Here is a 25,291-nt window from a genome sequence, read left to right as displayed (position 1 = left end):
CATCAAAAAGCTTTTAATTTAATAACTTATGCTGTCACTGAAATAACAGCAAAGGTCATTATTACAGTCAAAGTTATAACGGCGGTAAATACAGCTAGTTTGAAATCACGATCCATGATGAAATCCCCCACTCACTATGTTGATTTAACATATTATTAACCTCTTTTTGTGGTCACATCAAGTTTCTAATTATTAAAAAAGCACTATATTCAGATAGCTGTCACAATTAAATTTATGTTGAATCAACGGAATAGAGGCCAGCAATGAAGCTACCATTAGTTGCAACACTCCTGTGCACTACCCTGACTGCCTTCGTTTCACCTCAAGTCCAGTCGGACAACACGCTTTACTTTACGCCTTATGTTGGATACACCTTTACCAGCAACATCACCGATGAAAACGGCAACGCGATACGCATCGAAGATGATCCTCATATTGCATTCAGCCTGGATACCGATATGGGAGGCGGGAGAGTCGGCCTGTTTGTCAGCCATCAACCGAATGAAGCCGAAAATATCCAAGGGGATGGTTCATTCACTTATTTCCAGTTCCAGAGCTCACTCCGTTTTGATATTAATCCATCATTTGACTCTTTTTTTGGTGCCAGTGTAGGTACAACAATCTCAGAGTCAGACTGGACCAGTAATGATCTGCTTTTCTCTGGCGGCTTCTTTGGCGGAGCAGAATACAAAATCAACAGTAATACTAAACTGGTTTTAGAAGCTCGCTGGTTAGCAAACCTTATAGATAGCAATACAAACGCAATCTGTACCCTTCCTACCGGGGATGAAACGTGTCGGATAAAAATTGAATCCGACTGGATCAGTCAGCTGCAAACTAATATCGGCATTAGCTTTTCGTTTTAAGTTATTACTCTAAAGGCCAGATTATCTGGCCTTTCTACTTTCGAGTAAGCAAAACAGCCATCTTTTGGCGTATTTTTAGCCTCTTTTACCCTCAAATAAAAATAAAATTTCCACCTATCAGTTCACATAAAACCAACATTTATATCTGGTTATACGATTTTACTGCTCACTTTTGTCTCATCGGAAAGGGAAAAATACAAAAGTTAACACCACAAAAGCAAAGCGTTAACAAAGTTACAGTCTATTGCTTTACATTTTTACTCTGGCTAATCTCAACTCATTAACGTGGCATTTCAATCCAGATCTCACGTTGCCGGAAGATTAAAAACAGAAGAAATAACTTAGAACTCTTTGTTTCATAGAGAATTGCAGTACATAAGGAGATGTTTATGAAACGCGAACAATGGGGCTCTCGCGCCGGGTTTATCCTGGCTGCCGTAGGGTCTGCGATTGGACTGGGAAATATTTGGCGTTTCCCGTATATGGCATATGAAAACGGCGGTGGCGCATTTTTTATTCCTTACCTTTTTGCCATGTTGACCGCCGGTATCCCATTTATGCTGATGGAATTCAGCTTGGGTCATAAGCTCCGTGGTGCTGCACCCCGTACCTTCTCTAAAATTGGTGTGAAGCTAGAATGGCTTGGCTGGTTCCAGGTGTTTATCGCTGCCATTATCGCTGTTTACTATGTTGCCGTTATCGGTTGGGCAATTTCTTATTTCAGCTATTCGTTTACGCAGTCCTGGGGCAGCGATACGAACGGCTTCTTCTTCAGCGAATACCTGAAGCTGGGTGAGAACTCCCCAACGAAGCTTGGCAGCTTACAGTTACATATTGCTATTCCAATGGTTCTGGCGTGGGGCATCACCTTTGCCGCAATCTTTGGTGGTGTTAAAGGCGGTATTGAACGAGCCAACAAAATCCTGATGCCACTGCTGTTTATTATGGTAATGGGTCTTATCACCCGTATCGTGTTCTTACCTGGTGCCCTTGACGGCCTTAATTACCTGTTCCAGCCTGATTTCAGCAAAATCATGGATGCAAAAGTCTGGTCTGCTGCATATGGTCAAATCTTCTTCACCCTGAGTGTCGGCTTTGCCATCATGATTGCGTACTCCAGCTATCTGCCTGAAAAATCAGATATCAACAACAATGCATTCATGACCGTTCTGATCAACTGTGGCTTCTCTATTACTGCCGGTGTGCTGATCTTCGGTGTGCTTGGTTACATGGCACAAGAGCAAGCCAAGCCAATAACAGAAGTGGTTTCTGCGGGTGTCGGTCTGGCATTTGTAACTATTCCGGCGGCAATTAACCTGTTACCTGCCCCATATATTCTGGGCCCACTGTTCTTCCTGGCACTGGTTGTTGCCGGTTTGAGCTCGCACATTTCCATCATTGAAGCGGTAACATCAGCTCTGATCGATAAAATGAACTGGTCGCGCAAAAAAGCAGCATCGATAGTGTGTGGTGTCGGTTTTATTGTGTCACTGGCATTTGCAACAAACGGTGGCTTACTACTGCTGGATCTGATCGACTACTTCATTAACAACGTTGCTTTGCTGACCAGCTGCCTGATTGAATTGCTGGTAATCGGCTGGCTGTTTAAAGCTGCGGATGTTCGCAGCTATGCGAACAACATTTCGGAATTCAGTGTCGGCAAGTGGTTTGAGATCTGTATTCGCTTCCTGAGCCCGATTATGTTGGCAGTGATTCTGAGCACTAACCTGATCAATACCTTCAAAGAAGGTTATGGCGGCTATGCCATGTCTGATCTGCTACTGCTTGGCTGGGGTCTGGTTGCAGCAATGTTTGTTGTGGCTGTGATTATCAACCTGGCATCTAAACCTCAAACTCATCAGGAGGCATAACTATGACATTCGGCGCAATTATCATGATGGTGTTTGGTTTCGGCATTACCTGGGGCGGCGCAGCATATTGCATCTCGCTGGCAATGAAACAACAAAACCGTTAAGCATAATAAGTTAACTATCACCAACAAGGGGCTCATAAGAGCCCTTTGTTTTTCCACTGTTATCAAAAACTTTGCTAGCCACCAACCATTCCTGCAAAGAATTGTTTTCCACTATGCAATCTCGCCATTACAATTGACCAATAAAACCTACAAGAATAACAACCAAGGAAAGTCAATGAAGTTACCTGTTATCTTACTCTCTCTGGCATTACTGCCAGCATCGGTATCAGCAGCCACCAACTGTCAGAGTGACAAATATCATCAGTATGTCGATGCATCACTTTCCTGGTATGAGAGCCTTGTCGAACTGGCTGTAGAAAAAGATGAAAATCTAAAAGATGTAGGCCAGTGGTTCCTTGACGGACGCAAACATCACTTCGAGCTGAACCGCTCGGCATTCGACTGGTATTTAGAAAACGATAAGGACAAACTGGATTTCTCTCAGCCCGTTGAATCATGGCTGAAGCTCAGCCAACAGGATGTCAAAGCCCTTTCTAAGCAAGACAGTGAACTGGGAAAGACTGCCAAAACCGTGTTTGATGATCGCCAACGCAAGCCCCACGCTAAAAACTATGAACTGCGTAGTGCCTTTGCTGATCTGCTTACACACCCAGGAAATATCGATAAACCGCTCAATGCTTACAATGAAAAAATGGCAGCCATTGCCGACATCGAATGTAAGTAATCAAGTCCCCCCCTATCCGGCCGGGGAAGCTCCTCTTTTCCGGCTGTTTTATTGACGTAAGTTACGTATAACCCACCTAACCATTTCATATGAATATAGGTTGATATTTTTACGATTTACTGACATTTTATTGCCCGTGATGGAATATAAATTTGCCTTCAAAAGCAATATTATACCTTTCACCCATATAGCTAGTGCCTAACTAAACAAAAACCTGGAGCAATAATGAAGCACTGTAAACTCTGCCTACTTACCGGCATTATTTCTACTTCTGCCCTGGCGGCCCCCGGCCCATCATGGCAGCCGGGTTTTGGCGCAGATCTCTCTTTCCTTACCGGCTATACCCGCGAGACATCCCAGTTCAATACCGATAATAAAGTCACCAACACTCTCGACAACAACGGTGATACTCAAAGCGATGCCCTGTTCGCCCCGCTTGGTACTATCAGTTACACCATGGAGTCGGCTGACAAGCAAGTATACTTTGGTACCAGCCGTTCAGATGTAGCATTGGGCCGATTTCATGTTGAATTAGGATACCGCCAGCATATTCCTGAAAATGGAATGGTAAGCATCAGTTATGTACCGGGACTGGTTGAAACATCAACCTGGGAAGACCCGTATATTACGGGTGAAGCTCGCAAAGAAACAGACAGCAAAATCCGGGGCTTTCGTCTTCAATATGATCGAATTCTGGGTTCGAACTTCTCGGCTGAGATCGCTGGCGGCAAGCAAGAATTAGATAGCGAAAAAAGCGGCCACCGCAGTTTAACCACGCCTGAGCAGGCTTTATTACAACGTGAAGCCGACATTCTCTTCACCCAACTGAGCTATTTCAAATCAGTTAACCAACGCTTGTTGCTCCGCGGTGCAGTAAATTACAGCCGTATCAATGCCGACGGTGATGCCATGGCCAATGATATCTACGGAGCAGAAATCGGTTTCATCCAGTTCCTGCCAAGCTCCAGCCTGGCGCTAACATTCAGCTATGATCGTGCAGAATTTGATGCAGCTAACCCGGTTTTCGACCAAAAACAAAAAGATAATCGTTGGGGTGTCTTCCTTGCCTATGAGTATCAAGAACCTTTCGGGTGGGAGAATTGGGGGGTAGTTTCACTGGCCGGTTATAATCAAAGTAACTCCAACATCAACTTCTATGATGAAGACTCGTTACTTCTGTCAGCTGGTCTGAATTACCGCTTCTAGTAGTGATAAAATCGACAATAATCAGTCATTTCTTTCATTTGTTGCAGTGTAAACTGTTAAATAGAACAGTGATCTGCAATCAATTTTTTCGGGACAAGCCGTTCAAATTGCATTAAATTAGCAACAATTTGCCAACTTTCATCAAAGTATCAACTAAATATGGCAGTCGATAATAGAAAAGCCGATGCTTCAGTTGACTCGCTGCATCGCATTTTTACGGTGCCGGAAGCACCCAATTCGACTTTGGGTCGGATTGAAAAAGAAATCTCAGAAAATCTTAACGCCTTTTTGCAAACGCACATTGCGGCAAGGGAAAAGCCACTGACTGAGATAGAGAAGGATTTTTCATCTGCTGATATTCCGGAAAATCCTTCATTTGTCTCCGATCACACTGCGTTCTTGCTGGATAAACTGGTTGCACAATCTGTGCACACCTCCGCGCCAAGCTTCATTGGCCATATGACGTCAGCACTACCGTACTTTTTGATGCCACTGTCAAAAATCATGATCGGCCTGAACCAGAATCTGGTAAAGATCGAGACGTCCAAAGCCTTTACCCCACTTGAACGTCAGGTTCTGGGTATGCTTCACAACCTTATTTTCCATGAGGACAAAGCGTTCTACGACCAGTGGATGCACAGTGCAGACCACTCTCTGGGAGCGTTTTGTTCGGGCGGTACTGTTGCCAATATTACTGCCCTTTGGGTTGCGCGAAACAACGCACTCAAGCCTGATGGAGAATTCCGCGGTGTCGCACAGGAAGGCCTGTTCCGGGCAATGAAACACTACGGTTATGATGATCTTGCCGTTCTGGTTTCTGAACGTGGTCACTACTCGCTGAAAAAAGCTGCCGATGTACTGGGTATCGGGCGTGATTGTCTTGTTCCAATTAAGACAGACGGCAATAACCGGGTATGCATTGATGATCTCAAATCAACGCTGTTCTCGCTGAAAGAACGCAACATCAAACCATTCGCCATTGTTGGCGTTGCCGGTACCACAGAAACCGGCAACATCGACCCACTGGAAGAGTTGGCAGATATTGCCGAAGAACACGATTGCCACTTCCACGTAGACGCAGCCTGGGGCGGCGCGACACTGATGTCGAACAAGTACCGTACCCTGCTCAAAGGTATTGAGCGGGCAGACTCTGTGACCATTGATGCCCACAAACAGCTTTATGTACCGATGGGCGCAGGTATGGTGATCTTCAAGAACCCAACGTCGGCTGCAGCTATCGAGCACCATGCTGAATACATACTACGTGAAGGTTCGAAAGACCTGGGCAGTCATACGCTGGAAGGTTCGCGAAGTGGTATGGCGATGCTACTGTTTGCCAGCCTGAACATTATCAGCCGACCAGGTTATGAGCTGCTCATCAACAGCAGTATTGAGAAAGCGCGATACTTTGCAGAACAGATCGATGCACATCCTGACTTTGAGCTGGTCAGTGAACCGGAGCTGTGTTTGTTGACCTATCGTTATGTACCTGAGGCAACTCAGCGAGCACTGGCTATTGCCACACCAGAACAAAAAGCTGAACTGCTTGCATCATTGAATGACCTTACACAATTCATTCAGAAGAGACAGCGTGAATCCGGTAAGTCGTTTGTATCCCGTACCCGAATCAACCCGGAAAAATGGGACCGTTACCTGACAACTGTTTTCCGAGTGGTACTGGCCAACCCGCTGACCACAAATCAAATCCTACAGGACGTTCTGTCGGAGCAGCAGCTATTAGCACTGCAAAGCGAGATAAGTTATCCGAAAATCATGGCGCTGACAGAAGAAATTCTCAGCCATTAATTGACGGTTCAACTCTGCTCTTACAGTTACAAGCTTCAGATAACAAAACAGCCAGTCTATAAAACTGGCTGTTTTTGTATTCAAATTAAGACAAATTCAATCACATTAAATGAGAATGAATATCAAACAATCCAAAATAAGAAAAACAAACGAATACTTTTTGAGCATGAAATTTAAATTAACTAAAAATAGTCACTAACCAGAATCCATTTATTGTGAAAATAAGCGAAAATTTGGTCTTATTTTCCACCTGAAACAGAAATATTTTTTTTAAAATATCCCGCCTCTTCATATTAGCATTGATGATATCGTTTAAATAATCATCAACCACAAAAATAGGAATGCTGTTTTATTCGCCTTTCGATTATTAATAGCAGTTAACATCATTTGATTCAGGACAATAAAACGTTGTTTTCGCCAGATACAAAAAAGCCGATATACTAAATATACCGGCTTATTTATTTCAAATTGTTTCAATCTGAATTATTTATTGTCAGGATTAATTATTCACTACTGAGTGCAAAATTAATCACCAGCAAACATATAACCTTCACCATGAACCGTTACAAAAATTTGCGGGTTCTTAGGATCTGCTTCCATCTTAGAACGCATGCGACGAATCAATACATCAATAGTACGATCGTTTGGTGCTTCTACACGATGGCTCAACATATTCAGAATACGCTCACGGCTCAAAACAACATTCGGGTGAGATGAAAACGCAACAAGCAGCTCATATTCAGCCTTTGTTAGTTTCACCGGCACACCATTATGAGTCAGCGCGCGTTTGTTGATATCAAACTGCCAGTCACCGAATCGAATGATGCTGTCTTCCTGCATTTCAACCATAGTTTCATCGCGAGCTTTTTCTACTAAAGTCATGCGCCACAACAGGTTTTTCACGCGTACAAGCAATTCACGCAACTCAAATGGTTTTGTTACGTAGTCGTCTGCGCCCATCTCCAAACCAACGATTCGGTCGATGCTGTCAGTACGTCCTGTAACCAAAATAATACCCACGTCAGAGCGGCTGCGAAGCTCACGAGTAAGCATCAAACCATCTTCGCCCGGCAAATTAATATCAAGCATAACCAGGTCGATTTTTTCACTAGCCATGATCTCACGCATTTGATCACCGCTATCGGCCTGGCTCACCTTATAACCTTCATTTTCAAAATACCCGACAAGCTTAGTTCGGGTAACAATCTCATCTTCTACAACAAGTACGTGATGACTCATGTTTATCTCTTTATTTGTTTCGGCTGTCTCTTAAAAACGGTAGCACACGAAGCGGTTATTCACAATTTGTCACAACGGCGACCAAGCTGTTAATTACCGCCCATATCCTTATTCACATCGTGGAATTAAGATTAAACCATAAAAAACCATACGTCACCGTGCTTTACGGAGACATTAAATCTTTAATGGAATCTTCCACTATGAAAAAACTTTGGCAAACGTTGACTAAGCCAAGTAGCAAGTATTCTATTCTTGCTCTTGTTTTGGTCGGTATTGTTATCACACTGGCAGGAACAGTTGTCGTTCACAAAAGTTTCGAATTCGCCTCTCGAACTGAGTTCTGTACTTCTTGCCACACCATGCAGCAGAACTACGAAGAATACAAACAACGCATTCACTACAAGAATGCTTCTGGTGTACGTGCAGAGTGTGTTGACTGTCACCAGCCAAAAGATCTTCCAGGCAAAGTTATGCGTAAGCTGGGTGCTTGGAAAGACGTATACAACCATTTCATCACCAAGAAAATTGACACTCCAGAGAAACTGGAAGAGCACCGTCTAGAGCTTGCTGAAATGGTTTGGGCGCGTATGAAGAGCCAGAATTCTAAGACGTGTAAGAGCTGTCACTCATACGATGCAATGGATCACTCTAAACAGTCTGCTAAAGCTGCGATGGAAATGAACAAAGCCGCTGCTGCTGACATGAACTGTATCGAGTGTCACAAAGGTATTGCCCACGAACTGCCAAACATGGCTGGTGGTTTCCAGAAAGATTTCCAAGAGCTGCAAGCAACTGCTAACGCTCAAGCCGCTGACGCTAAAGTACTTTACTCTCTTGGTGAAAAAGATCTGTTCGCATCTGCTGACGCAGGCGCTAAAGCTGAAGGTAAGCTGCTTCCTGCTTCTGAAGTAACTGTTCTTGAGCGTAAAGACAACATGCTGAAGATCAAAGTTGACGGCTGGCTGGAAAAAGCGGGTAAAGGTCGCGTAATGACTGAGTACATGGGTAAACGTGTATTCAAGGCAACTATCCGTGGTGACGTTAAAGCAACAGAACAGCTAATCGAAGAGAAGACTGACCCTGCAACTGACATCGTTTGGCAGCACGTTTCTGTTGAAGCTTGGATCACAGCTGAAGACATGATCGACAACATCCAGCCAATCTGGAACTACGCAGAAGGCATGTTCGGCGCTACTTGCAACGCATGTCATGCAGCACCAGACCCTGCGCATTTTACTGCAAACGGTTGGATCTCAGGCCTGAACGCGATGAGCGCGTACTACCGCCTGACCAAGACCGAAGAGCGTACTCTGCTGAAATACCTGCAGAACCACGGTAAAGACACTGGCGGCGCTGGTAAACACTAATTCCTGATCTGCGGTGGGCTATTTCCCCCCACCGCTCTTCAAAAAAGAATTTTAAAATTTAAGGATTTCTAAATGGCGACTCAAATTCTAAATAAAGGCGTTTCACGCCGTCGCTTCCTTTCAGGTATGGTTGCTGCGAGTGCAGCATCTGTAGTTGGTACCAGCCTGCTTGCTCCTCGCAAAGCGATGGCAGCATCACACGAAAAAGTAAACTTCACCGGTGAAGTACTTTCTGGTTCTCACTGGGGTGCTTTCCGTGCAAAAGTTGAAAACGGCGTTTGGGTAGACACGGTTCCTTTCGAGAAGGACAAGCACCCTACTTCAATGATCAACGGTGTACGTGAAGTTGTTTACAACCCTGCTCGTGTTAAGTACCCAATGGTACGTATCGACTGGCTGAAGCACGGCTACAAGTCTGATACAACTCAGCGTGGTGACAACCGTTTCGTACGTGTGCCATGGTCTCAGGCTCTGGACTTCTTCTACCACGAAATGGAGCGTATCCAGAACAACTTCGGCCCAAGTGCACTGTACGCTGGTCACACTGGCTGGCAGTCAGTAGGTAAACTGCACTCTGCAGGTACCATGATGATGCGTGCTATCGGCCTTCACGGTACTTTCCTTGCTAAAGCAGGTGACTACTCTACCGGTGCAGCTCAGGTTATCCTGCCTTACGTTGCCGGTGCGATGGAGGTTTACGAGCAGCAGACTTCATGGCCGCTGGTTCTTGAGCACTCTGACACTATCGTTGTTTGGGGTTCTGACCCAATCAAGAACCTTCAGGTTGGCTGGCTAGTACCAGACCACAGCCCATACGCTTACTACGAGCAGCTGGCTGAGAAAGTGAAGAACAAAGAGATCAAAGTACTCTACATCGATCCAGTTGTTTCAGATACTCAGAAGTTCGTTGGCGGCGAGCAGGTTCCGGTTAACCCGCAGACTGACGTGCCACTAATGCTGGCTATCGCTCACACACTGTACAAAGAAAACCTGTACAACAAAGACTTCATCGCTGACTACACTACAGGCTTCGACAAGTTCGTTCCTTACCTGACAGGTGAGAAAGACGGCGTTGAGAAAACCCCTGAGTGGGCTGAAAAGATCTGTGGCATCGAAGCTGACAAGATCCGTGAGCTGGCTCGTACTATGGCTTCTGGCCGTACTCAGATCATCGGCGGCTGGTGTCTACAGCGTATGCAGCACGGTGAGCAGTACGCGTGGATGCTGGTTGTTGTTGCAGCAATGCTTGGTCAGATCGGTCTGCCAGGTGGTGGTTTCGGCTTCGGCTGGCACTACAACGATGCAGGTTCTATCACCTCTAACGGCCCGCTAATGTCTGGCTTCAGTGGTGTAACTGGCGTTGACCCTATCCACAACGGTTCTTACAAAGGCTACTCAACTTACATTCCGGTAGCTCGTTTCGTTGATTGTATCGAAAACCCAGGTAAGAAAATCCAGTGGAACGGCCACGACATCACATTCCCAGAAATGAAGATGGCTGTGTTCTGTGGTAACAACCCGTTCAACCACCACCAGGATCGTAACAAGATGATCAAGGCGTGGCGTAAACTGGAAACGGTTGTAACTATCGAACACCAGTGGACTGCGACTTGTCGTTTCTCTGACATCGTTCTTCCTGCAACAACTACGCACGAACGTAACGATATCGAACAGTACGGTAACCACTCTAACGCGGGTATCATTGCCCTGCCGAAAGTTGTTGAGCCAATGTTCGAATCTCGCGATGACTTCGATATCTTCCGTGACCTGTGTCGCCGTTTCGACCGTGAAGAAGCATTCACAGGCGGTAAGACTCAGATGCAGTGGATCGAAGAAATCTACAACGGTGCACGTCTTCAGGGCCGTGGTCTGGGCGTACGTCTGCCTAACTTCAAGAAGTTCTGGGAAGGCGAAGGCTTCGTTGATTTCCCTGCTGGTAAAGAGTGGGTTCGTCACGAATCATTCCGTAAAGAACCGGATCTGGAGCCACTAGGTACAGCTACTGGTCTGATCGAGATCTACTGTAAGACAATCGCTGACATGGGTTACGACGACTGTCAGGGTCACCCAATGTGGTTCGAGAAGAAAGAACGTAGCCACGGTGGTCCTCGTTCTGATCGCTTCCCGATCAACCTGCAGAGTACGCACCCTAAACACCGTCTGCACTCACAGCTGTGTTCTTCAACTGAGCACCGCGCAACATACGCTGTAGCAGATCGTGAGCCGATCTACATCAGCACTGAAGATGCGAAAGCGCGTGGCATCAAGTCTGGTGACATCGTTCGCGTATTCAACGACCGTGGTGAACTTCTGGCTGGTGCTGTAGTTACTGACGACTACAAGCCAGGCGTATGTCGTATCCACGAAGGTGCATGGTACAGCCCGCTTGAAGGCGGTAAGCCAGGTACACTATGTACTTACGGTGATCCAAACGTTCTGACTCAGGACATCGGTTCATCTAAACTTGCTCAGGCGACTTCAGCTGCTTCAGCTGTTGTTCAGATTGAGAAGTACAAAGGTAAAGTACCAGCTGTAACTGGTTTCCACGGCCCAACAGAAGTGACTGACATCGATCCTCTGTTCCCGGCAATGGATCTGAAGTCTTCTTGTCGTTAATTGATAATGCCGGAGAGTCTCTCTCCGGCAACTCATGACACAAGAGTTGCGAATTAAAAAAAAGGTAATGGCCTGTTCCATTACCTTTTAAATGGTTTTATTACCGTCATAAAACCTATTCACATATAATCACGGAACAGTCGAGATTTTATCTGAATATGTTTTGTACAGTCCGGCAAGATAACAACTTAACAAGCTGAGACTGCTTTATACTGGAGTGCCCATGCAAGAGTTTATTGCTTTCAACGAACAACGTGCAGAAATTTACTGGTGGATGTCATCACTGATGGCCCGTGAGCTGACAGCAGAAGATCTGGAACAGTATCACGGTGGTGATATGTACACTTTCCTGTCCGGCCTGGGCATGACAGAAGAATTGAAACAGCCGGTTGAAAACTTCCGTGAAGCGATCAATCGTCTTAAAACTCGTGAAGACGCTCAACTGGAACTGGCAGCTGATTTCTGCGGCCTGTTCCTGAGCACACCAAAATCCGGTGCCCTTCCTTATGCATCTATGTATGTCGGCGACAGCGGTTTGCTTAACGACAAGCCAGCACAAGAAATGCATGACTGGATGGAAAAGTACGATATCGCCCAGCGCAAAGAATTCAACGAACCGGCAGATCACCTTGCTGTCGAGCTGGACTTCATGGGGAACCTGATCATCATGGCAAACCAGCAGCAAGACGAAGCGAAAGCTGAAGAAATCATGCAAGCTCAGCACTCATTCATTTCAACTATGCTGATGAACTGGCTGCCGGCCTTTGCCAAAGATTGTAACGAACGCGACAAGTTCGGCTTTTATGCCGCAGCCGTTAACCTGTTGCTGGCGTTCTGTAAATTAGATACCGCATTCCTTGCGGCTGAAGAACAATAACCCTATCGGTCAGTAAAGACTGAAATCACTATCTCTCGTTGCCGGCAGATGGATTGCCGGCCTTTTTCTATTTATCCCCCACTCCCTCGAATACAATCTCACCTACAAGCTCAATTTTGCCCTGTTCAGCCTACGCACAGGATTCATGACACATCGCTGACATTCGCTGTAACCCACTCTTATAGATTGAACTCTATCGCGATAAGTACGATTAAGACGATTACTAAGAGGTTTCAGCCATGAACAATATCAGTACTCAAACCCTGCATCAGTCAGCATCAAAGCACTGGTTTATCAAAATGTCTTTACCGCTGCTTTTCATCACCGCTATGGTACTAGCACCATTTGCCAATGCCAGCGCGATATCGGCAGATGCCAGCCGTGAGCAGCGGGATACCGTCAACCGAATCAACGCCATTCAGCGCGACCTGACCAGCATTCGTCAGCAAACATTGCAGGCAAACCCAGAACTGATCACCCAGTCAAAAGAGCTGGAAGCTAAGTTCGAACAAAAAGCCAAAGAAGTAGGCTATGAACCGGATGAGTTCATCAACAAAGCCCAGGAAATCCAGGAGCTGGTTAAGGACTCATCCCTGACAGAAAAAGAGCGTAGTGAGCTTATTAAAGAGTTTACAGCAGCCAAGCAAAAAATGGCGGAGCAACGTCAGGCCATTATTGCCGACAAAGAGCTGATGACCATGCAGGAACAACTGCAACAAGACATGATGATGGCAATGCAGGAACAGGATCCAAACACTGAAAAACTGGTTGATGAACTGAACAGACTCATCAGAACCATTCAGTAACTGTAAAGCCACCACAAGTTCATCTTGCGAACTCAAGCCATCCTAATCAATGTTATGATCGGTTGGCATAGAGTTGACAAAAAATAGCCACAATAGTGTGGCTATTTTGTTTTTATACCATCATCAACATTACGACTTTATCGCTAGCATAGCCCCAAACGAACATAGCCCTACTCCGCACATTTGATTCAGTTTTTTCTTCATTTTAAGCAAACGAGCCTGAAGCACTTCAGAGGTAAATAGTACTGCAACAATGCTAAACCAGACGCCATGTAGCACTATCATATAAACGCCATACATAAGAGCAGTATGGCTCTCACTTGTGTCAGGTGTAATGACTTGACTGAAAATGCTAAGGAAGAAAAGCATTGTTTTGGGGTTCAGAACATTACACAAGAACCCTTGTGCTAAATATTGAGAAACCTTTATGTGGTTTTCCGTGACTTTTTCTATTTCTGCGCAATTGTCAGCAGAAATGATCCCCTTAATACCCAAGTAGATCAAATATGCAGAACCAGCGTATCTTACTACATTGAACAACATCTGGTTTTGTGAGATTAAGTAACTTATTCCCAGCATCGAATAACCGATATGAACACATATTGCCAAACTGACACCTATCGCTGTCCAAATGCCAGCTTTTCTACCCTGGTTAATACTGTTTTTAAGGACTAAAACAAAATCAGCCCCCGGACTGATTACAATAAGCACTCCGAGAATCGCTAAACTTATAAGCTCCATATGCACTCCAAATATCATTTATGATGTCTTATGGGTCTTATTGTATGTACTTTTGAAGCTGACTATAATCGAAACAATCTCAATCATTATGTGAGAAAAAATCACACATGAGACATCTTAAAGCATTCCATGTTTTCCACACTGCGGCCACTTCCTCAAGTTACAGCGAAGCAGCAGCTAAGTTAAACATCACTCATGGTGCAGTGAGCAAACAGATTAAAGTTCTTGAAAATTACCTCTCCCACCCTTTGTTTTACAAACAGGGGAGAAATGTGCGCTTAACACAAGAGGGGGAATTGTTAAAAAGCTACACAGAACAAGCATTTCAAACACTAGAGGCTGGTGTTAGTAAACTATTTCAAGTGAAAAATCAGTGCTTAGAAGTCTCTTGTGAACCGACGCTAACGATGCGTTGGTTAATGCCGAGGCTATCTGATTTTCATCATAACTCTGGTGCAGATGTACGACTTTCGACAGCTGGCGGGCCTGTAACATTAGGCTCAAGTGGATTATCGCTGGCAATACGTCGCGATGATTTTGAATTGCTTCACGATTATAAAAAAACGAAGTTAGTTGACGAGTGGGTTGGGCCTGTTTTTTCGCCTGAATACTGGCATCAGATCAATAAAGATTTAAGCAAAGTTAAACTACTTCATAGCCAAACAAGGCCACAAGCATGGGAAGACTGGTCATCAAATTACGGTAATACGATTCTATCCGATAATACTCATCAAACATTTGCTCATTTTTACTTTTGCTTTCAAGCTGCTGTAGACGGTTTAGGTGCTGCAATAGGTTCTTATCCCCTTGTTGCTGATGATTTAAAAAGAGGTAACCTCATCGCACCATTCGGTTTTATCTTGTCGGGACATAGTTACATCTTACTCAGTCAGGAAAGAGCACCTGACGATCTTGAGCAGCAATTCACCGTTTGGTTACAACAAAGCTTATCGCAATGTGTACCAACACCGACTGAAAGAATCGCGTTTTTCAATCAGGAATAACACGTAACATAAATCAACGAATACTCTCACTGATCATCTTCATAATCGCTCAAGCTGATGCCCATCTCGTCAGCCAGTTCAGCCCAATAAGGCTCAGCTTCACAGACGCAGCAATCGCACCAAGGCGCGATACCCTCATGCATGCTCATGCCTTTACGCTTTTGAGAGCGCCCTAAGGGGGGCATATCCTGAGCTTTACATTCTTTCATTTGTTCGGCCCTGATACCGGGTTTCTCTCTTGCCATCGCCAGATTCTCCGGACAGTCACACACTCTGAGTGTAGATAGACAAACACAGGGCCGACATTAATTGTTAATAAAAGAAACGTAGCTGATGCTAATTAGCTTGCAACGGCTTCTTTTGCTTCATCCTTCGTTTTCGGCTCATCGAAAGACATATTGCGGGTAACATATACAGCCAGCAACAGAGCAGAAACACCACCGACCAACTTACCTGCTACAACCGCAGAAATCATATCGCTGTTCACAGCGGCGGTGAATCCGAGGTGGTCACCGAATACAAACGAACCACACACGGCAAACGCTACGTTAATAACCTTTCCGCGATTGTCCATATCTTTGAAAATATTAAACATCGCGATATTGTTAGCCATGGTTGCGACAAGACCGGCAGCAGCAGTCTCCCCCATACCTAAAGACCCGCCCAATTTAACCAGCGGCTTTTTAAGATGTTGAGTGATGAAGTGAACCATAGGGAATGCACCGGCCAACACAATCGCAATAGCACCGACAATTTCGATACCATCTGAGATTGGAGCCATACCCGGAATAATAACCAGGCCAGTCAGGGTTTCAACCACAATGGCAGCCAATGCCAAAGTGATAACTGCGATAACACCCTTACCGAAAACTTCAAAGCCACGGATCATAGCATCAGGTTTCAACCACAAACCGACTGCAATCAATGCTGCAACAATCACGATTGGTACCAAGTTACCCAAAATCATTGCCATATCGAAACCAGCAACCAAACCACCGACAAAACAACCGACAGGAATGGTTGTGAGGCCAATCAACACACCGCGCGCGAGGTATTGAGTGTCTTCTTTTTCAATAATGCCAAGAGCAACAGGAATGGTGAATACCAGTGTCGGCCCCATCATGGCACCAAGGATCAAACCAGAAAATACACCAGCGGCTTCAGTTTCAGCCATACTTTGCGCCAGCGGGTAACCACCCATATCATTAGCCAGCAAAGTACCGGCAAACATAGCAGGGTCAGCACCCAGCGCGGTATATACAGGAACAACAACCGGACTCAAAAGGTTTGCAAGCACAGGTGCCAGACTCACTACCCCGACCATTGCAAGCGCCAATGCACCCATTGCCATAAAGCCTTCTTCGAACTGCTCTCCGTAGCCCCAGCGGTTACCCAGCACCTTGTCTATCGCGCCGAGCACCATAAAGCCCACCATAATATAAAGAATAATGTCATTCATGATGTTTCTACCTTCCTGATAATTCATCAACAATCGCCAGTTCAGAGAAAAGTCCTTTTTTCAGAATGAACGAACCCTGCCCTGTGCGATCACACATGGCTTAACTCAACTTCAAAATCACACAAACTGTTGAACGCGGATCGTAATGATCCGTAATGTTTCTTGCCTTTCTTGATATGACGCCGGAAAGCAATGTCCTCCGGCAATAAATTCTTTTCTTCTTTTGACTACACCTTTCCTTCCAGGATCTCTTTTCTCGGCTGGGCTATAACAACCTTATCAACCAGAACACCTTTATCGCGGATACGCTCGGCCGCAGCATCAACCGCAGCCTGAACCGCCGCAACATCACCGGTCAGGGTAACGAACCCCTTACCACCGATGGCCATTGCCATATGCACTTCAAGCAGCTCAATATTGGCCGCCTTAACTGCCGCATCTGCCGCCTCAACAATGGCGGCCACGGAGAAGGTTTCAACAATCCCCAGTGCGGCGGTATGTTCGACAACACGGGTGCCCGCAATCGCCGGGAAAACATCAGGGTGAACATTGGCTATAATCAACTCATCAATAACTTCAGCGCCACCAATTCGCAGACCGGCTTCTACCGACGCATTCACTGCAGCCACATCACCACCGACCATCACCATAAACTTGCCCGGGCAAATCGTCCGGTTAAATAAAATCTCGACGCTCGCAGCTTTGAGCATGGCATCTGCCACCAAATAACCCCGGGCAATCGAATTCAGTTCAATACAACCAATTGCGTTTAACATTTTTTGCTCTTTATGATTCTATTCTTGATATTCAAATCGGTGATGATACGTTAAGCACTGCAGGTTGCTTTTCAATCACAATTTCGCTTCCGACAGCGACAACAACACCATTGATGCTGGCATGTACCGCAACACTTAATGCATCCGAAGCAGGCTGACCGATCATTTGCCCTTTCTTGACCTGCTCACCCACCTGAACGATGGCCTGAGCTGGCTTGCCGATATGTTGTGACAATGGAATGACTACCCGCTCAGTACGTATTTCATCATCTAGAAATGCTGCTTTCCGCATCGCATAGTCCGTCAGCTCAAGCCTTCTGATCAAACGTTTGGTCGGCACTCCCCGGTATTCACGTAGGGGATGAACATCGGTTGTACTGGCCTGAAGTTGAGCCGGTGTCTGCAAAAGCTGTTCGTCCCGTAATGCTCGCTTAGTGGTTGCGCATACCCGGCTCGGATCCAATCCCTCCGGACATGACCACATTGTGCACAAGTTACATTCGCAACAGGCCTGTGCAGCCAGCGCGTAACTAAGGTTATTCGAGCCGGATACCTGCAAGGAGCGCATAGCCAGATGCGGCTTAACGGGGTATCCCAACAAACCGCGCGGGCACATAGATGAGCATTGGCTACATTGATCACAAGATGCTTTGCCGATCCTGCGCACATCCTCATCACTGCGCGTTTTGATCCGCGCGATCCTTGAGCTGCGCGGCAATACCAGCAATCCACTGGAAACCTTGGTGATCGGCTTATCGAGATCATCAGTTACCGGCCCCATCATCGGACCACCTTCCACCACAATAAATTCAGCGCAAGTCGTTCCCCCGGCCAGTTCAATTGCCTCACGGTAGCTCATACCGATAGGTAACCATGCCGTATAAGGTTCGTGAACTTCACCATGAACACTCACCATGGTATCCGTTACTGGGATCCCCTGTGCAGCGCGAAAAACATTAATGAAGGACTCAACGTTATTGACCATCACACCAATGTCTTTCGGTAGCCCTCCTGCAGGAATACGCTTACCCGTCGCCTGAAATACAAGTTCAACTTCATCCCCGGCCGGGTAAACATCATTCATCAGCATCAGCTCAATACCCGGCGGTAACTGTTCCTGCAGGCAAGCGATGGTGTCAGTATTCTTTTTCTTAATACCAATGACACCACGGTGGGCACCGACCTGCTTCATGGCAATCAGCATCCCACCACAAAGCTCTCGGGCCCAGCGCTGCATCAAGACCTGATCCTTGTACAGCAAAGGCTCACATTCCGCACCATTAGCCAGAACCAGTTCGACCTGGCAGTCGAGCTTGACGTAGGTGGGGAACCCTGCCCCACCAGCACCAATCACACCGCCCTGCTGAACCTGTTGTAATAACGGATTCACAACAGTTCTCCCGGCTAATTAGCTAATGGATTGCGGGCAACATCCAGCACCGCCGCCTGGAACGCTTCACAAGCCGCTCGACATGCCGCTTGAGAACCTGTCAGGTGTCCACCACCGAAGTTAGTTTCTGACGGTGGCGCAAAAAGGTTCACCAATTTCACATCGGCAGCTTTCAATGCCGCGTCCAGTGCATACATGGCTTCCAATGGTGGTGCAATCAGATAAGCCAACGCTTCGCCCTGCTCAACTCCTGCTTCTTCGGAAAGATAAGTACCTGTTGATGAAACCAGGTGGGCGAAGAAAGCAATATCACCACTTTCATCTGCGCACTGGAATGCCGCTTCATCTTCAATAAACGCTTTTGCCCGATCCAGACCGGCAATAACATCCGCTGGACAGGCTCCGGCTAAAATACCGATCACCTCACCGGATGTCGGCCCGGATGAATGAGCTGCACCGGCGTAAAAAGAACGGGCGTAAACCACATCAACATTCGCCGCCTTAGTGGCTTCATCCAGCGCACAGTAAGTGACGTCATCACAATCAGCGGTGATCATGCCAACACTGTTATGATGAGGTTGCAGCCCCATTTTCTCTTTATAAACCGGATCGACAGAGGCAATCACTCGCGTCGCCAATACCGCTGGTTGGATTTTGTCTAAAATTGCCATGCTCACTTCCTATATCAGCGCTTTAAGTTGATACCACTGGCTTTCTGCGCCAGCATAGTTTTCGCCAGGTCAACAATCACTGCCGCGGCTTCGACCGGCGGTGTACCACCAGCATGAATGTTCGAAATTACAGTACGATCCGACTCTACGGTTTCTGTTGTCGGCTTATAAATTGCGTAACAGCTGAGTGACTCAGACTGGCCCAACCCCGGACGCTCACCGATCAGCAACAGGTTAACTTCAGCATTAAGCAACATACCGATTTCATCCTGAGCTTTAACTCGACCATAGCGAAGGAAGAATGGAGTACCGACATCCAGACCGGCATTCTTAAGGCCGTTCAACAAAGGTGGCAGAATCTCATCGTGGTTTACCGTTACCGCATCCAAACTCAAGCCATCGGACAACACCACCTGAACCTGTGGTGTCTGCTTACAGTTTTCCTGAATAAGCTTTTTCGCATCTTCATTGAGCTTGCGGCCCAAATCAGGACGGGTCAGGTATTCATCTTTATCAGATGCGCAAGACTGCACTTCCATCAGATTACGTTCCTGTAACCAGGACGATTCGACATTCTTAATAACGGTATCTTTTGAGCGGGAATGGTCAGCAAGGAAGCGCAGCAATGCCGTCGTGCGCGGGCGCGGGCCAGTTCGGCCAGTACCAACACGCGCATCCGTCTGCGACATCAGGTCTTCGACTACTTTGTTATCTGCCGCATTTTCAATACCGTTCCATTTCTTGAAACACTTCTCACCGAGATCCGGCAACGACTCACCGCTCACAACCTCTGAGCCACCTGTTGAAACTGCAGTATCAACAACCTTTGTCACTGCTGCCGGCGTAACGTTGGTCTCGCCAAGCTGGGCGAGTACTGTTGCGACGATGTCCTGAATTTTTTGCTCGTTCATCATTTCCACACCCTTACTTGAAGAAGATTGAAGGATCGCCGGCCTTGCGGGTCAGGCGTCCGTTTTCCATCAGTCCCATTGTTTCCATCCAAGCCTCAAATTCAGGGGCCGGACGAAGCTTCAGTAACTGACGAACAGTTGCAGTGTCGTGGAATGACGTAGTCTGGTAGTTCAGCATGATGTCATCACCCATAGGCATACCAATAACGAAGTTAACCCCCGCAGCTGCCAGCAAAGTGATCAGGTTTTCATTGGAGTTCTGATCGGTATCGGCGTGGTTGGTGTAACAAGCATCACAACCCATCGGCATACCGGAAAGTTTGCCCATAAAGTGGTCTTCCAGACCGGCACGAATAATTTGCTGATGGTTGTAGAGATATTCGGGACCGATAAAGCCAACAACGGTATTAACAATGTGCGGGTTATAACGTTGTGCCAGTGCATAACAACGAGCTTCCATTGTCATCTGATCCGCGCTGTGGTGGGCATCGGCAGAAAGCTCCGAGCCCTGACCGGTTTCAAAATACATCACGTTTTCACCAGCCAGGCTGCAGTACTGCTTACCGATTTCATAAGCCTCATCCAACATGTCGACACTGACACCGAATTCAGCCAGACCTTTCTCAGAACCGGCGATACTCTGGAATAACAGGCCGCCTGGTGCACCGCGACGTACTGCTTCCATCTGAGTTGAAATATGTGCCAACACACAAGGCTGGGTAGGAATATTCCACTTATCGATCACATCCTGAATCGCATTCAGCATCTGAGTCGTATTTTCGACACTGTCCGTTACCGGGTTAATCCCGATGACGGCATCACCACAGCCGTAAGTCAGCCCCTCATAAGTCTGGGCCAAGATTGAGTTCACATTATCTCGAGTATCATTTGGTTGCAGACGACAGCTAAAATGACCAGGCAAACCGACCGTTGCATTGGCTTTGGTGATGACAGGCATCTTGCTGGCGCCGTACATTAAATCAGAGTTTGAACACAGCTTACCGACAGCAGACACTATCTCAGCTGTCAGCCCCTTGCGCAGACGCTGCATGTCTTCGTTGCTCATGTCATCTGACATGACATATTCACGCAACTCGCTGACCGTCCAGTTCTGGATTTTTTCGAACATGGCACGATTCAGGCTGTCCTGATTAATCCGGGTAATAATGTCGTCTTCATAGCTGACAACCGGATTTTCACGCAGATCTTTCAGCGTCATTTCAGAAAGAACATGCTTGGCCGCAACCCGTTCCTGCGCTGTTTCCGCAGCAACTCCGGCCAGAATATCTCCGGAACGTAGATCAGAGGCTTTTGCCAATACTTCTTTTACATCCCTGAATTGGTATGTCTGACCAAACAGGTGGGTTTTCAACTTCATGTATAAACTCCTATTAAGACGGGAAGGCGAGTGATTTAACTGTCAGAGGGACGATCTCCCCGCCGAAGTAACTGTTGCCAATGTCGATGTAATCCCCTTCATGGGTGATCACTTCATCAATGACACTGACCGGCTGCGGATGCAGCCTTGGTTGAAGCTCCATACCAAGTGCTTTACCGATATCGTTATGAACAATGACAAATGCCGGATCCTGGTGGTTGCCGTGTTCGCAATAAAAGTCCGCCAGTTCACAAGCAACATGCTGAACGGCTGCATATTTCGCAGGCATCCCACCATCGATGGCAATGGCATAACGGTCACACCCAAGCACTAAATCCATTCGCTCTGCAGCAATAACGATTTCTTTGCAAATTGATGGCTTATCCAGCTGCCAGTCGACAGCCGGATGAACAACCGGAATATTTTTAAGAGGCAGTTCGTCAGAATTAAGCCAGATAGTTGAACCGGACAAGGTCAGTGAATACGCACCAGCTCCGATAACCGTGGCCCGCACCGTCTGATTCGGCTTTTTCACCGGCCGGCTGGCCATTTCTTTATGACGCAATAACGCATTGGCAAGGCGCGGGCCGATATCACCAAATTCGAGCTCTGCCTGCTGTGGCTGGTAATAACACTCACCAACACCACCGCTAAGGAAAACAGCATCGATATCTGAGACTGACGACAGAGCCGGTGTCTGTAACAGTTGAACGGCTAAAGAGGACAACTGACCTGTCATCACTTCAAGAATCAGTTCTGCCATACGATCAACAATACGATTCAGGTGATCTGTTGTGATCTGGCGCGGATTGGTATTGTCACCAAACAGTTCCTTCATCACAGCAATTGCTGGCTTATGGACATAGGCGATTTCACCCTGACCATTAAGCTCAACCAGACGCCCGCCAATGTTCAGACAAGCCGTCTCGACGACGCGACCACAATCAAACACCACATAGTTCGATGTTCCGCCGCCGATATCGATGTTCATCACCTTAAGGTGATTTTTCTGGGAAAGCTCTTGTGCACCGCTCCCCCGCCCAGCAATAACAGATTCAAGGTTCGGACCTGCGGTTGCCACCACGAAATCTCCCAGTTGCTGGGACAAATCCATAATGGCATCACGGGCGTTATGCGCTTTAGCGGTTTCACCGGTAATGATGATTGCACCTGTTTCGACACCTTGTGCCGCAAAACCGGCTTGCCCGATTTGTTGCTCAATAAACTGACGTAGCCTATCTGCATCAATCGTGCCCTGATGATTAATCGGCGTGAATGAAACCGGACTCTGGTAAGAAATCTCCCGGTCAACAAACTCGTAAACAGGCACCTGCGAAGCCGGTGCACGATTGACCACTGTGAGGTTAGAAAAAATCACCTGAGTAGTTGTCGTACCGATATCAATACCGACGCTATGGACGATTTTCCTTTCCATCAGCAATAGCCCTCCGGTAATTGCCCGCCCATCACCTGTTTCAGCAAGGCTATGATTTGCGACGACGTCACCTGACGCGGATTTCCCTGCAAACAGATATCCTTCATTGCCTGCTCTGCCAGTTGAGGAAAATCACTTTCGGTCATACCGACACCGGTAAGCGACGTCGGCAAACCCAGATCCATTACCAACTGACGTACAGCCAGAATTGCCGCCCGGCATTTTTCACGACTGGTCATTCCCTCGCGGGATACACCAAGGGCATTGGCAACTTCGGCATATCCTGCTTCACAGCTCAGAGCATTAAACGCCATGACATATGGCAACAAAATGGCATTAGCGACACCATGAGCTAGGTGATAACGGGCACCAACCTGATGAGCAATTGCATGGGTCAGTCCCAGTCCGGCGTTACTGAATGCCAGCCCGGCTTTATATGCCGCTACTGCCATGTCATAACGTTTATCCATATCATGGCCATAGCCAACCGCAATCGGCAGCGCTTTGATAAGAGTTTCGATCGAGTGATAGGCATAAGCCTTAGACAACGGATTCGACAGCCGGGAAACATAGGATTCAATGGCATGAGTTAACGTATCGATCCCGGTTGCAGCTGTGATCCCTGCCGGGACATTCAGCATCAAAGCAGGGTCAAGCAAAGCCAGGTCAGGAACCAGTGCCGGTCCTTTTACCGGCACCTTGATATCCAGTGTGATATCTTTGATCACCGTAATATCAGTCACTTCTGATCCTGTTCCGGCTGTTGTCGGGATAGCGCCCAAACCAACCCGGCGGCTGGCGATACCGCCAACCTTCAACTGGGTAAGCGGACCTCGATAATCACCGATCACCGCGATTGCTTTAGCTGCATCAAGCGCTGAACCACCACCGATACCCAGCACAAAATCTGCATTGCTTTGTTCAAGGCAAGTCTGCCCATGAGCAATTAATGTACTGTCCGGTTCACCGTCAACATCACTGAACACTGTCAGCCCAAGTCCGGCAAGAGTGATTGCCGTTTCGCAACCTTTTGTCAGACCCAACTGATGTACAACCTTGTCAGCGACCAGTAGAACATGAGTTGCACCCAGTTCATTAAGCACCTCACCCAACTGATTGACACAGTGCCCGCCTGTCACCGTGATTGACGGCGAGCGAAAGGTAAATCCACGATAAGGCTGGTATTGCTGCAAGGTTTGCTGAACAATGCTGGCAATTTCATTGCTTGATACAGTCATCCCCTACTCCTCGCCCCTGATAGCCAAGCCATAGCTGGCAATCGCCAACGGTGTCAGGTACAGCGCCCGTGAAAGTTCAACCACATCCAGCTCTGGAAAGGTCTTACGGAAGATCCCAGCAAACCCAGCGATCAATGTACCGCCACCGGTGAGGTAAATACTTCCCGGTTGATGGTCGGAAATATGCTCTGCCACAATATCTGACATTTTCTCAATCACTGGTTTTGCCATAGCCGCTACTAACGGGTCTTCGTGGCTACGGCGCTTCTGGATCTCCGCCTGTTCCAGTTCGATCGCCATACCTCCGGCAATAGCAAGAGACACATGTCGGCCTCCCGAGGGCTCATCCAATGATGTCACCAACTCACCGCTCTCGATAATGGCTGTACCTGTCGTACCACCACCGACATCAACCACGGCACCATTTTCGATATGAAGCAAGGCTGCGACACTGGATGGCTCGTCGATAACATGGCTGACAACAATCCCTGCCGATTCAACTACATTGATTGAGATCCGAGGATCTGTTCCCGGCGGATAAGAGGTAATGGCTTCTTCAACCTGAACACCAAGTTTATGCTGTACCTTTTCCAGATGATCCCGAACGATGCGGCAGGCACCAACATAGTCCACTACCACACCATCACGAACCACATCCGCCCAGTCGAGAAACGCCGCAATCGGCGTTCCGTTTCCGTCAATGACAACGGTTTGGATATCTGCCGTACCCAAGTCGATACCGACATACCAATCAGTCGGTGTATCAATCGCAGTCTCATCGTTGACTATCTCGTCGATAATCAACAAATTCCGATTAGCTTGTTCGAGATACTGATTCGTCATCG

The 25,291-nt window shown here is 47.0% G+C and carries 24 protein-coding genes; 11 read left to right on the top strand and 13 right to left on the bottom strand.

Annotation, left to right across the window (positions count from 1 at the left end; all coding sequences use genetic code 11):
- Nucleotides 1–26: 26 nt before the first annotated feature.
- Nucleotides 27–116 (bottom strand): cytochrome bd-I oxidase subunit CydH, encoded by a 90-nt coding sequence (gene cydH / locus AACQ93_RS25445; RefSeq protein WP_157097525.1) that lies wholly within the window; start codon nt 114–116, stop codon nt 27–29.
- A 147-nt stretch (nt 117–263) separates the two neighbouring features.
- Between cydH and AACQ93_RS07310 the strand changes: the two genes are divergently transcribed.
- The 6 genes from AACQ93_RS07310 (at nt 264) to panP (ending at nt 6,538) form a co-directional block, all read left to right on the top strand.
- The gene (locus tag AACQ93_RS07310) at nt 264–866 is read left to right on the top strand and encodes an outer membrane beta-barrel protein (RefSeq protein ID WP_064603356.1); all 603 of its coding nucleotides are present in this window, start codon (nt 264–266) and stop codon (nt 864–866) included.
- Nucleotides 867–1,255: 389 nt separating this feature from the next.
- Nucleotides 1,256–2,737 carry a sodium-dependent transporter gene (locus tag AACQ93_RS07305; RefSeq protein WP_064603353.1) on the top strand — a complete coding sequence of 494 codons (1,482 nt, stop codon included), beginning with the start codon at nt 1,256–1,258 and terminating at the stop codon, nt 2,735–2,737.
- A gap of 2 nt (nt 2,738–2,739) precedes the next feature.
- The gene (locus AACQ93_RS07300; protein ID WP_157097524.1) at nt 2,740–2,841 is read left to right on the top strand and encodes a MetS family NSS transporter small subunit; all 102 of its coding nucleotides are present in this window, start codon (nt 2,740–2,742) and stop codon (nt 2,839–2,841) included.
- Nucleotides 2,842–3,016: 175 nt separating this feature from the next.
- Nucleotides 3,017–3,526: a hypothetical protein gene (locus AACQ93_RS07295; RefSeq protein ID WP_064603350.1), complete on the top strand. Its 510-nt coding sequence runs from the start codon at nt 3,017–3,019 to the stop codon at nt 3,524–3,526.
- Nucleotides 3,527–3,751: 225 nt separating this feature from the next.
- Nucleotides 3,752–4,732, top strand: coding sequence for a DUF2860 domain-containing protein (locus AACQ93_RS07290; protein ID WP_064603347.1), 981 nt, complete (start codon nt 3,752–3,754; stop codon nt 4,730–4,732).
- 159 nt (nt 4,733–4,891) lie between these two features.
- The gene (panP, locus tag AACQ93_RS07285) at nt 4,892–6,538 is read left to right on the top strand and encodes a pyridoxal-dependent aspartate 1-decarboxylase PanP (protein WP_064603343.1); all 1,647 of its coding nucleotides are present in this window, start codon (nt 4,892–4,894) and stop codon (nt 6,536–6,538) included.
- A gap of 525 nt (nt 6,539–7,063) precedes the next feature.
- Here the strand turns inward: panP and torR are convergent.
- Nucleotides 7,064–7,777, bottom strand: coding sequence for a two-component system response regulator TorR (gene torR, locus AACQ93_RS07280; protein WP_007461173.1), 714 nt, complete (start codon nt 7,775–7,777; stop codon nt 7,064–7,066).
- A 200-nt stretch (nt 7,778–7,977) separates the two neighbouring features.
- Here torR and torC point away from each other — a divergent pair, with 200 nt between their 5' ends.
- The 4 genes from torC to AACQ93_RS07260 all read left to right on the top strand — a co-directional run bounded on the left by torC (nt 7,978) and on the right by AACQ93_RS07260 (nt 13,443).
- Entirely contained in the window at nt 7,978–9,144 is a 1,167-nt protein-coding gene (gene torC / locus AACQ93_RS07275; protein WP_007461171.1) for a pentaheme c-type cytochrome TorC, read from the top strand.
- Nucleotides 9,145–9,216: 72 nt separating this feature from the next.
- Entirely contained in the window at nt 9,217–11,760 is a 2,544-nt protein-coding gene (gene torA / locus AACQ93_RS07270) for a trimethylamine-N-oxide reductase TorA (RefSeq protein ID WP_064603340.1), read from the top strand.
- Nucleotides 11,761–11,983: 223 nt separating this feature from the next.
- Nucleotides 11,984–12,637, top strand: a complete 654-nt coding sequence (gene torD / locus AACQ93_RS07265; protein ID WP_064603337.1) for a molecular chaperone TorD — start codon at nt 11,984–11,986, stop codon at nt 12,635–12,637.
- A 239-nt stretch (nt 12,638–12,876) separates the two neighbouring features.
- Nucleotides 12,877–13,443 (top strand): hypothetical protein, encoded by a 567-nt coding sequence (locus AACQ93_RS07260; RefSeq protein ID WP_064603334.1) that lies wholly within the window; start codon nt 12,877–12,879, stop codon nt 13,441–13,443.
- A 129-nt stretch (nt 13,444–13,572) separates the two neighbouring features.
- Here AACQ93_RS07260 and AACQ93_RS07255 read toward each other — a convergent pair whose 3' ends face one another.
- Nucleotides 13,573–14,184 (bottom strand): LysE family translocator, encoded by a 612-nt coding sequence (locus AACQ93_RS07255; RefSeq protein WP_064603331.1) that lies wholly within the window; start codon nt 14,182–14,184, stop codon nt 13,573–13,575.
- Nucleotides 14,185–14,291: 107 nt separating this feature from the next.
- Here AACQ93_RS07255 and AACQ93_RS07250 point away from each other — a divergent pair, with 107 nt between their 5' ends.
- Nucleotides 14,292–15,188, top strand: a complete 897-nt coding sequence (locus AACQ93_RS07250; RefSeq protein WP_064603328.1) for a LysR family transcriptional regulator — start codon at nt 14,292–14,294, stop codon at nt 15,186–15,188.
- Nucleotides 15,189–15,214: 26 nt separating this feature from the next.
- Here AACQ93_RS07250 and AACQ93_RS07245 read toward each other — a convergent pair whose 3' ends face one another.
- From AACQ93_RS07245 to eutJ, 10 genes are all read right to left on the bottom strand, one after another.
- Nucleotides 15,215–15,433 (bottom strand): hypothetical protein, encoded by a 219-nt coding sequence (locus AACQ93_RS07245; RefSeq protein WP_064603325.1) that lies wholly within the window; start codon nt 15,431–15,433, stop codon nt 15,215–15,217.
- Between the two features lie 95 nt (nt 15,434–15,528).
- The gene (gene eutH / locus AACQ93_RS07240) at nt 15,529–16,647 is read right to left on the bottom strand and encodes an ethanolamine utilization protein EutH (protein WP_064603321.1); all 1,119 of its coding nucleotides are present in this window, start codon (nt 16,645–16,647) and stop codon (nt 15,529–15,531) included.
- A gap of 227 nt (nt 16,648–16,874) precedes the next feature.
- The gene (locus AACQ93_RS07235; RefSeq protein WP_007461155.1) at nt 16,875–17,423 is read right to left on the bottom strand and encodes a BMC domain-containing protein; all 549 of its coding nucleotides are present in this window, start codon (nt 17,421–17,423) and stop codon (nt 16,875–16,877) included.
- Nucleotides 17,424–17,454: 31 nt separating this feature from the next.
- Nucleotides 17,455–18,813, bottom strand: coding sequence for a 4Fe-4S dicluster domain-containing protein (locus AACQ93_RS07230; protein WP_064603318.1), 1,359 nt, complete (start codon nt 18,811–18,813; stop codon nt 17,455–17,457).
- Between the two features lie 14 nt (nt 18,814–18,827).
- Nucleotides 18,828–19,484 carry an ethanolamine utilization microcompartment protein EutL gene (eutL, locus tag AACQ93_RS07225; protein ID WP_064603315.1) on the bottom strand — a complete coding sequence of 219 codons (657 nt, stop codon included), beginning with the start codon at nt 19,482–19,484 and terminating at the stop codon, nt 18,828–18,830.
- A 14-nt stretch (nt 19,485–19,498) separates the two neighbouring features.
- On the bottom strand, nt 19,499–20,398 hold the full coding sequence (gene eutC, locus AACQ93_RS07220; RefSeq protein WP_007461150.1) for an ethanolamine ammonia-lyase subunit EutC: 900 nt from the start codon (nt 20,396–20,398) through the stop codon (nt 19,499–19,501).
- 10 nt (nt 20,399–20,408) lie between these two features.
- Nucleotides 20,409–21,773, bottom strand: a complete 1,365-nt coding sequence (locus tag AACQ93_RS07215; RefSeq protein WP_064603312.1) for an ethanolamine ammonia-lyase subunit EutB — start codon at nt 21,771–21,773, stop codon at nt 20,409–20,411.
- 13 nt (nt 21,774–21,786) lie between these two features.
- Nucleotides 21,787–23,208 (bottom strand): ethanolamine ammonia-lyase reactivating factor EutA, encoded by a 1,422-nt coding sequence (locus tag AACQ93_RS07210; RefSeq protein ID WP_064603309.1) that lies wholly within the window; start codon nt 23,206–23,208, stop codon nt 21,787–21,789.
- Nucleotides 23,208–24,446 (bottom strand): iron-containing alcohol dehydrogenase, encoded by a 1,239-nt coding sequence (locus tag AACQ93_RS07205; protein ID WP_064603306.1) that lies wholly within the window; start codon nt 24,444–24,446, stop codon nt 23,208–23,210. Before AACQ93_RS07205 ends, AACQ93_RS07210 begins: the two co-directional genes overlap by 1 nt.
- A gap of 3 nt (nt 24,447–24,449) precedes the next feature.
- On the bottom strand, nt 24,450–25,289 hold the full coding sequence (eutJ, locus tag AACQ93_RS07200) for an ethanolamine utilization protein EutJ (protein ID WP_064603303.1): 840 nt from the start codon (nt 25,287–25,289) through the stop codon (nt 24,450–24,452).
- Between the last annotated feature and the right edge of the window lie 2 nt (nt 25,290–25,291).

This window comes from Photobacterium sp. J15 (assembly GCF_963870815.1).
Lineage (GTDB): Bacteria > Pseudomonadota > Gammaproteobacteria > Enterobacterales > Vibrionaceae > Photobacterium > Photobacterium marinum.
Note: the sequence above shows the minus strand (reverse complement) of the source record. Positions and strands in the feature narration are given on the sequence as shown.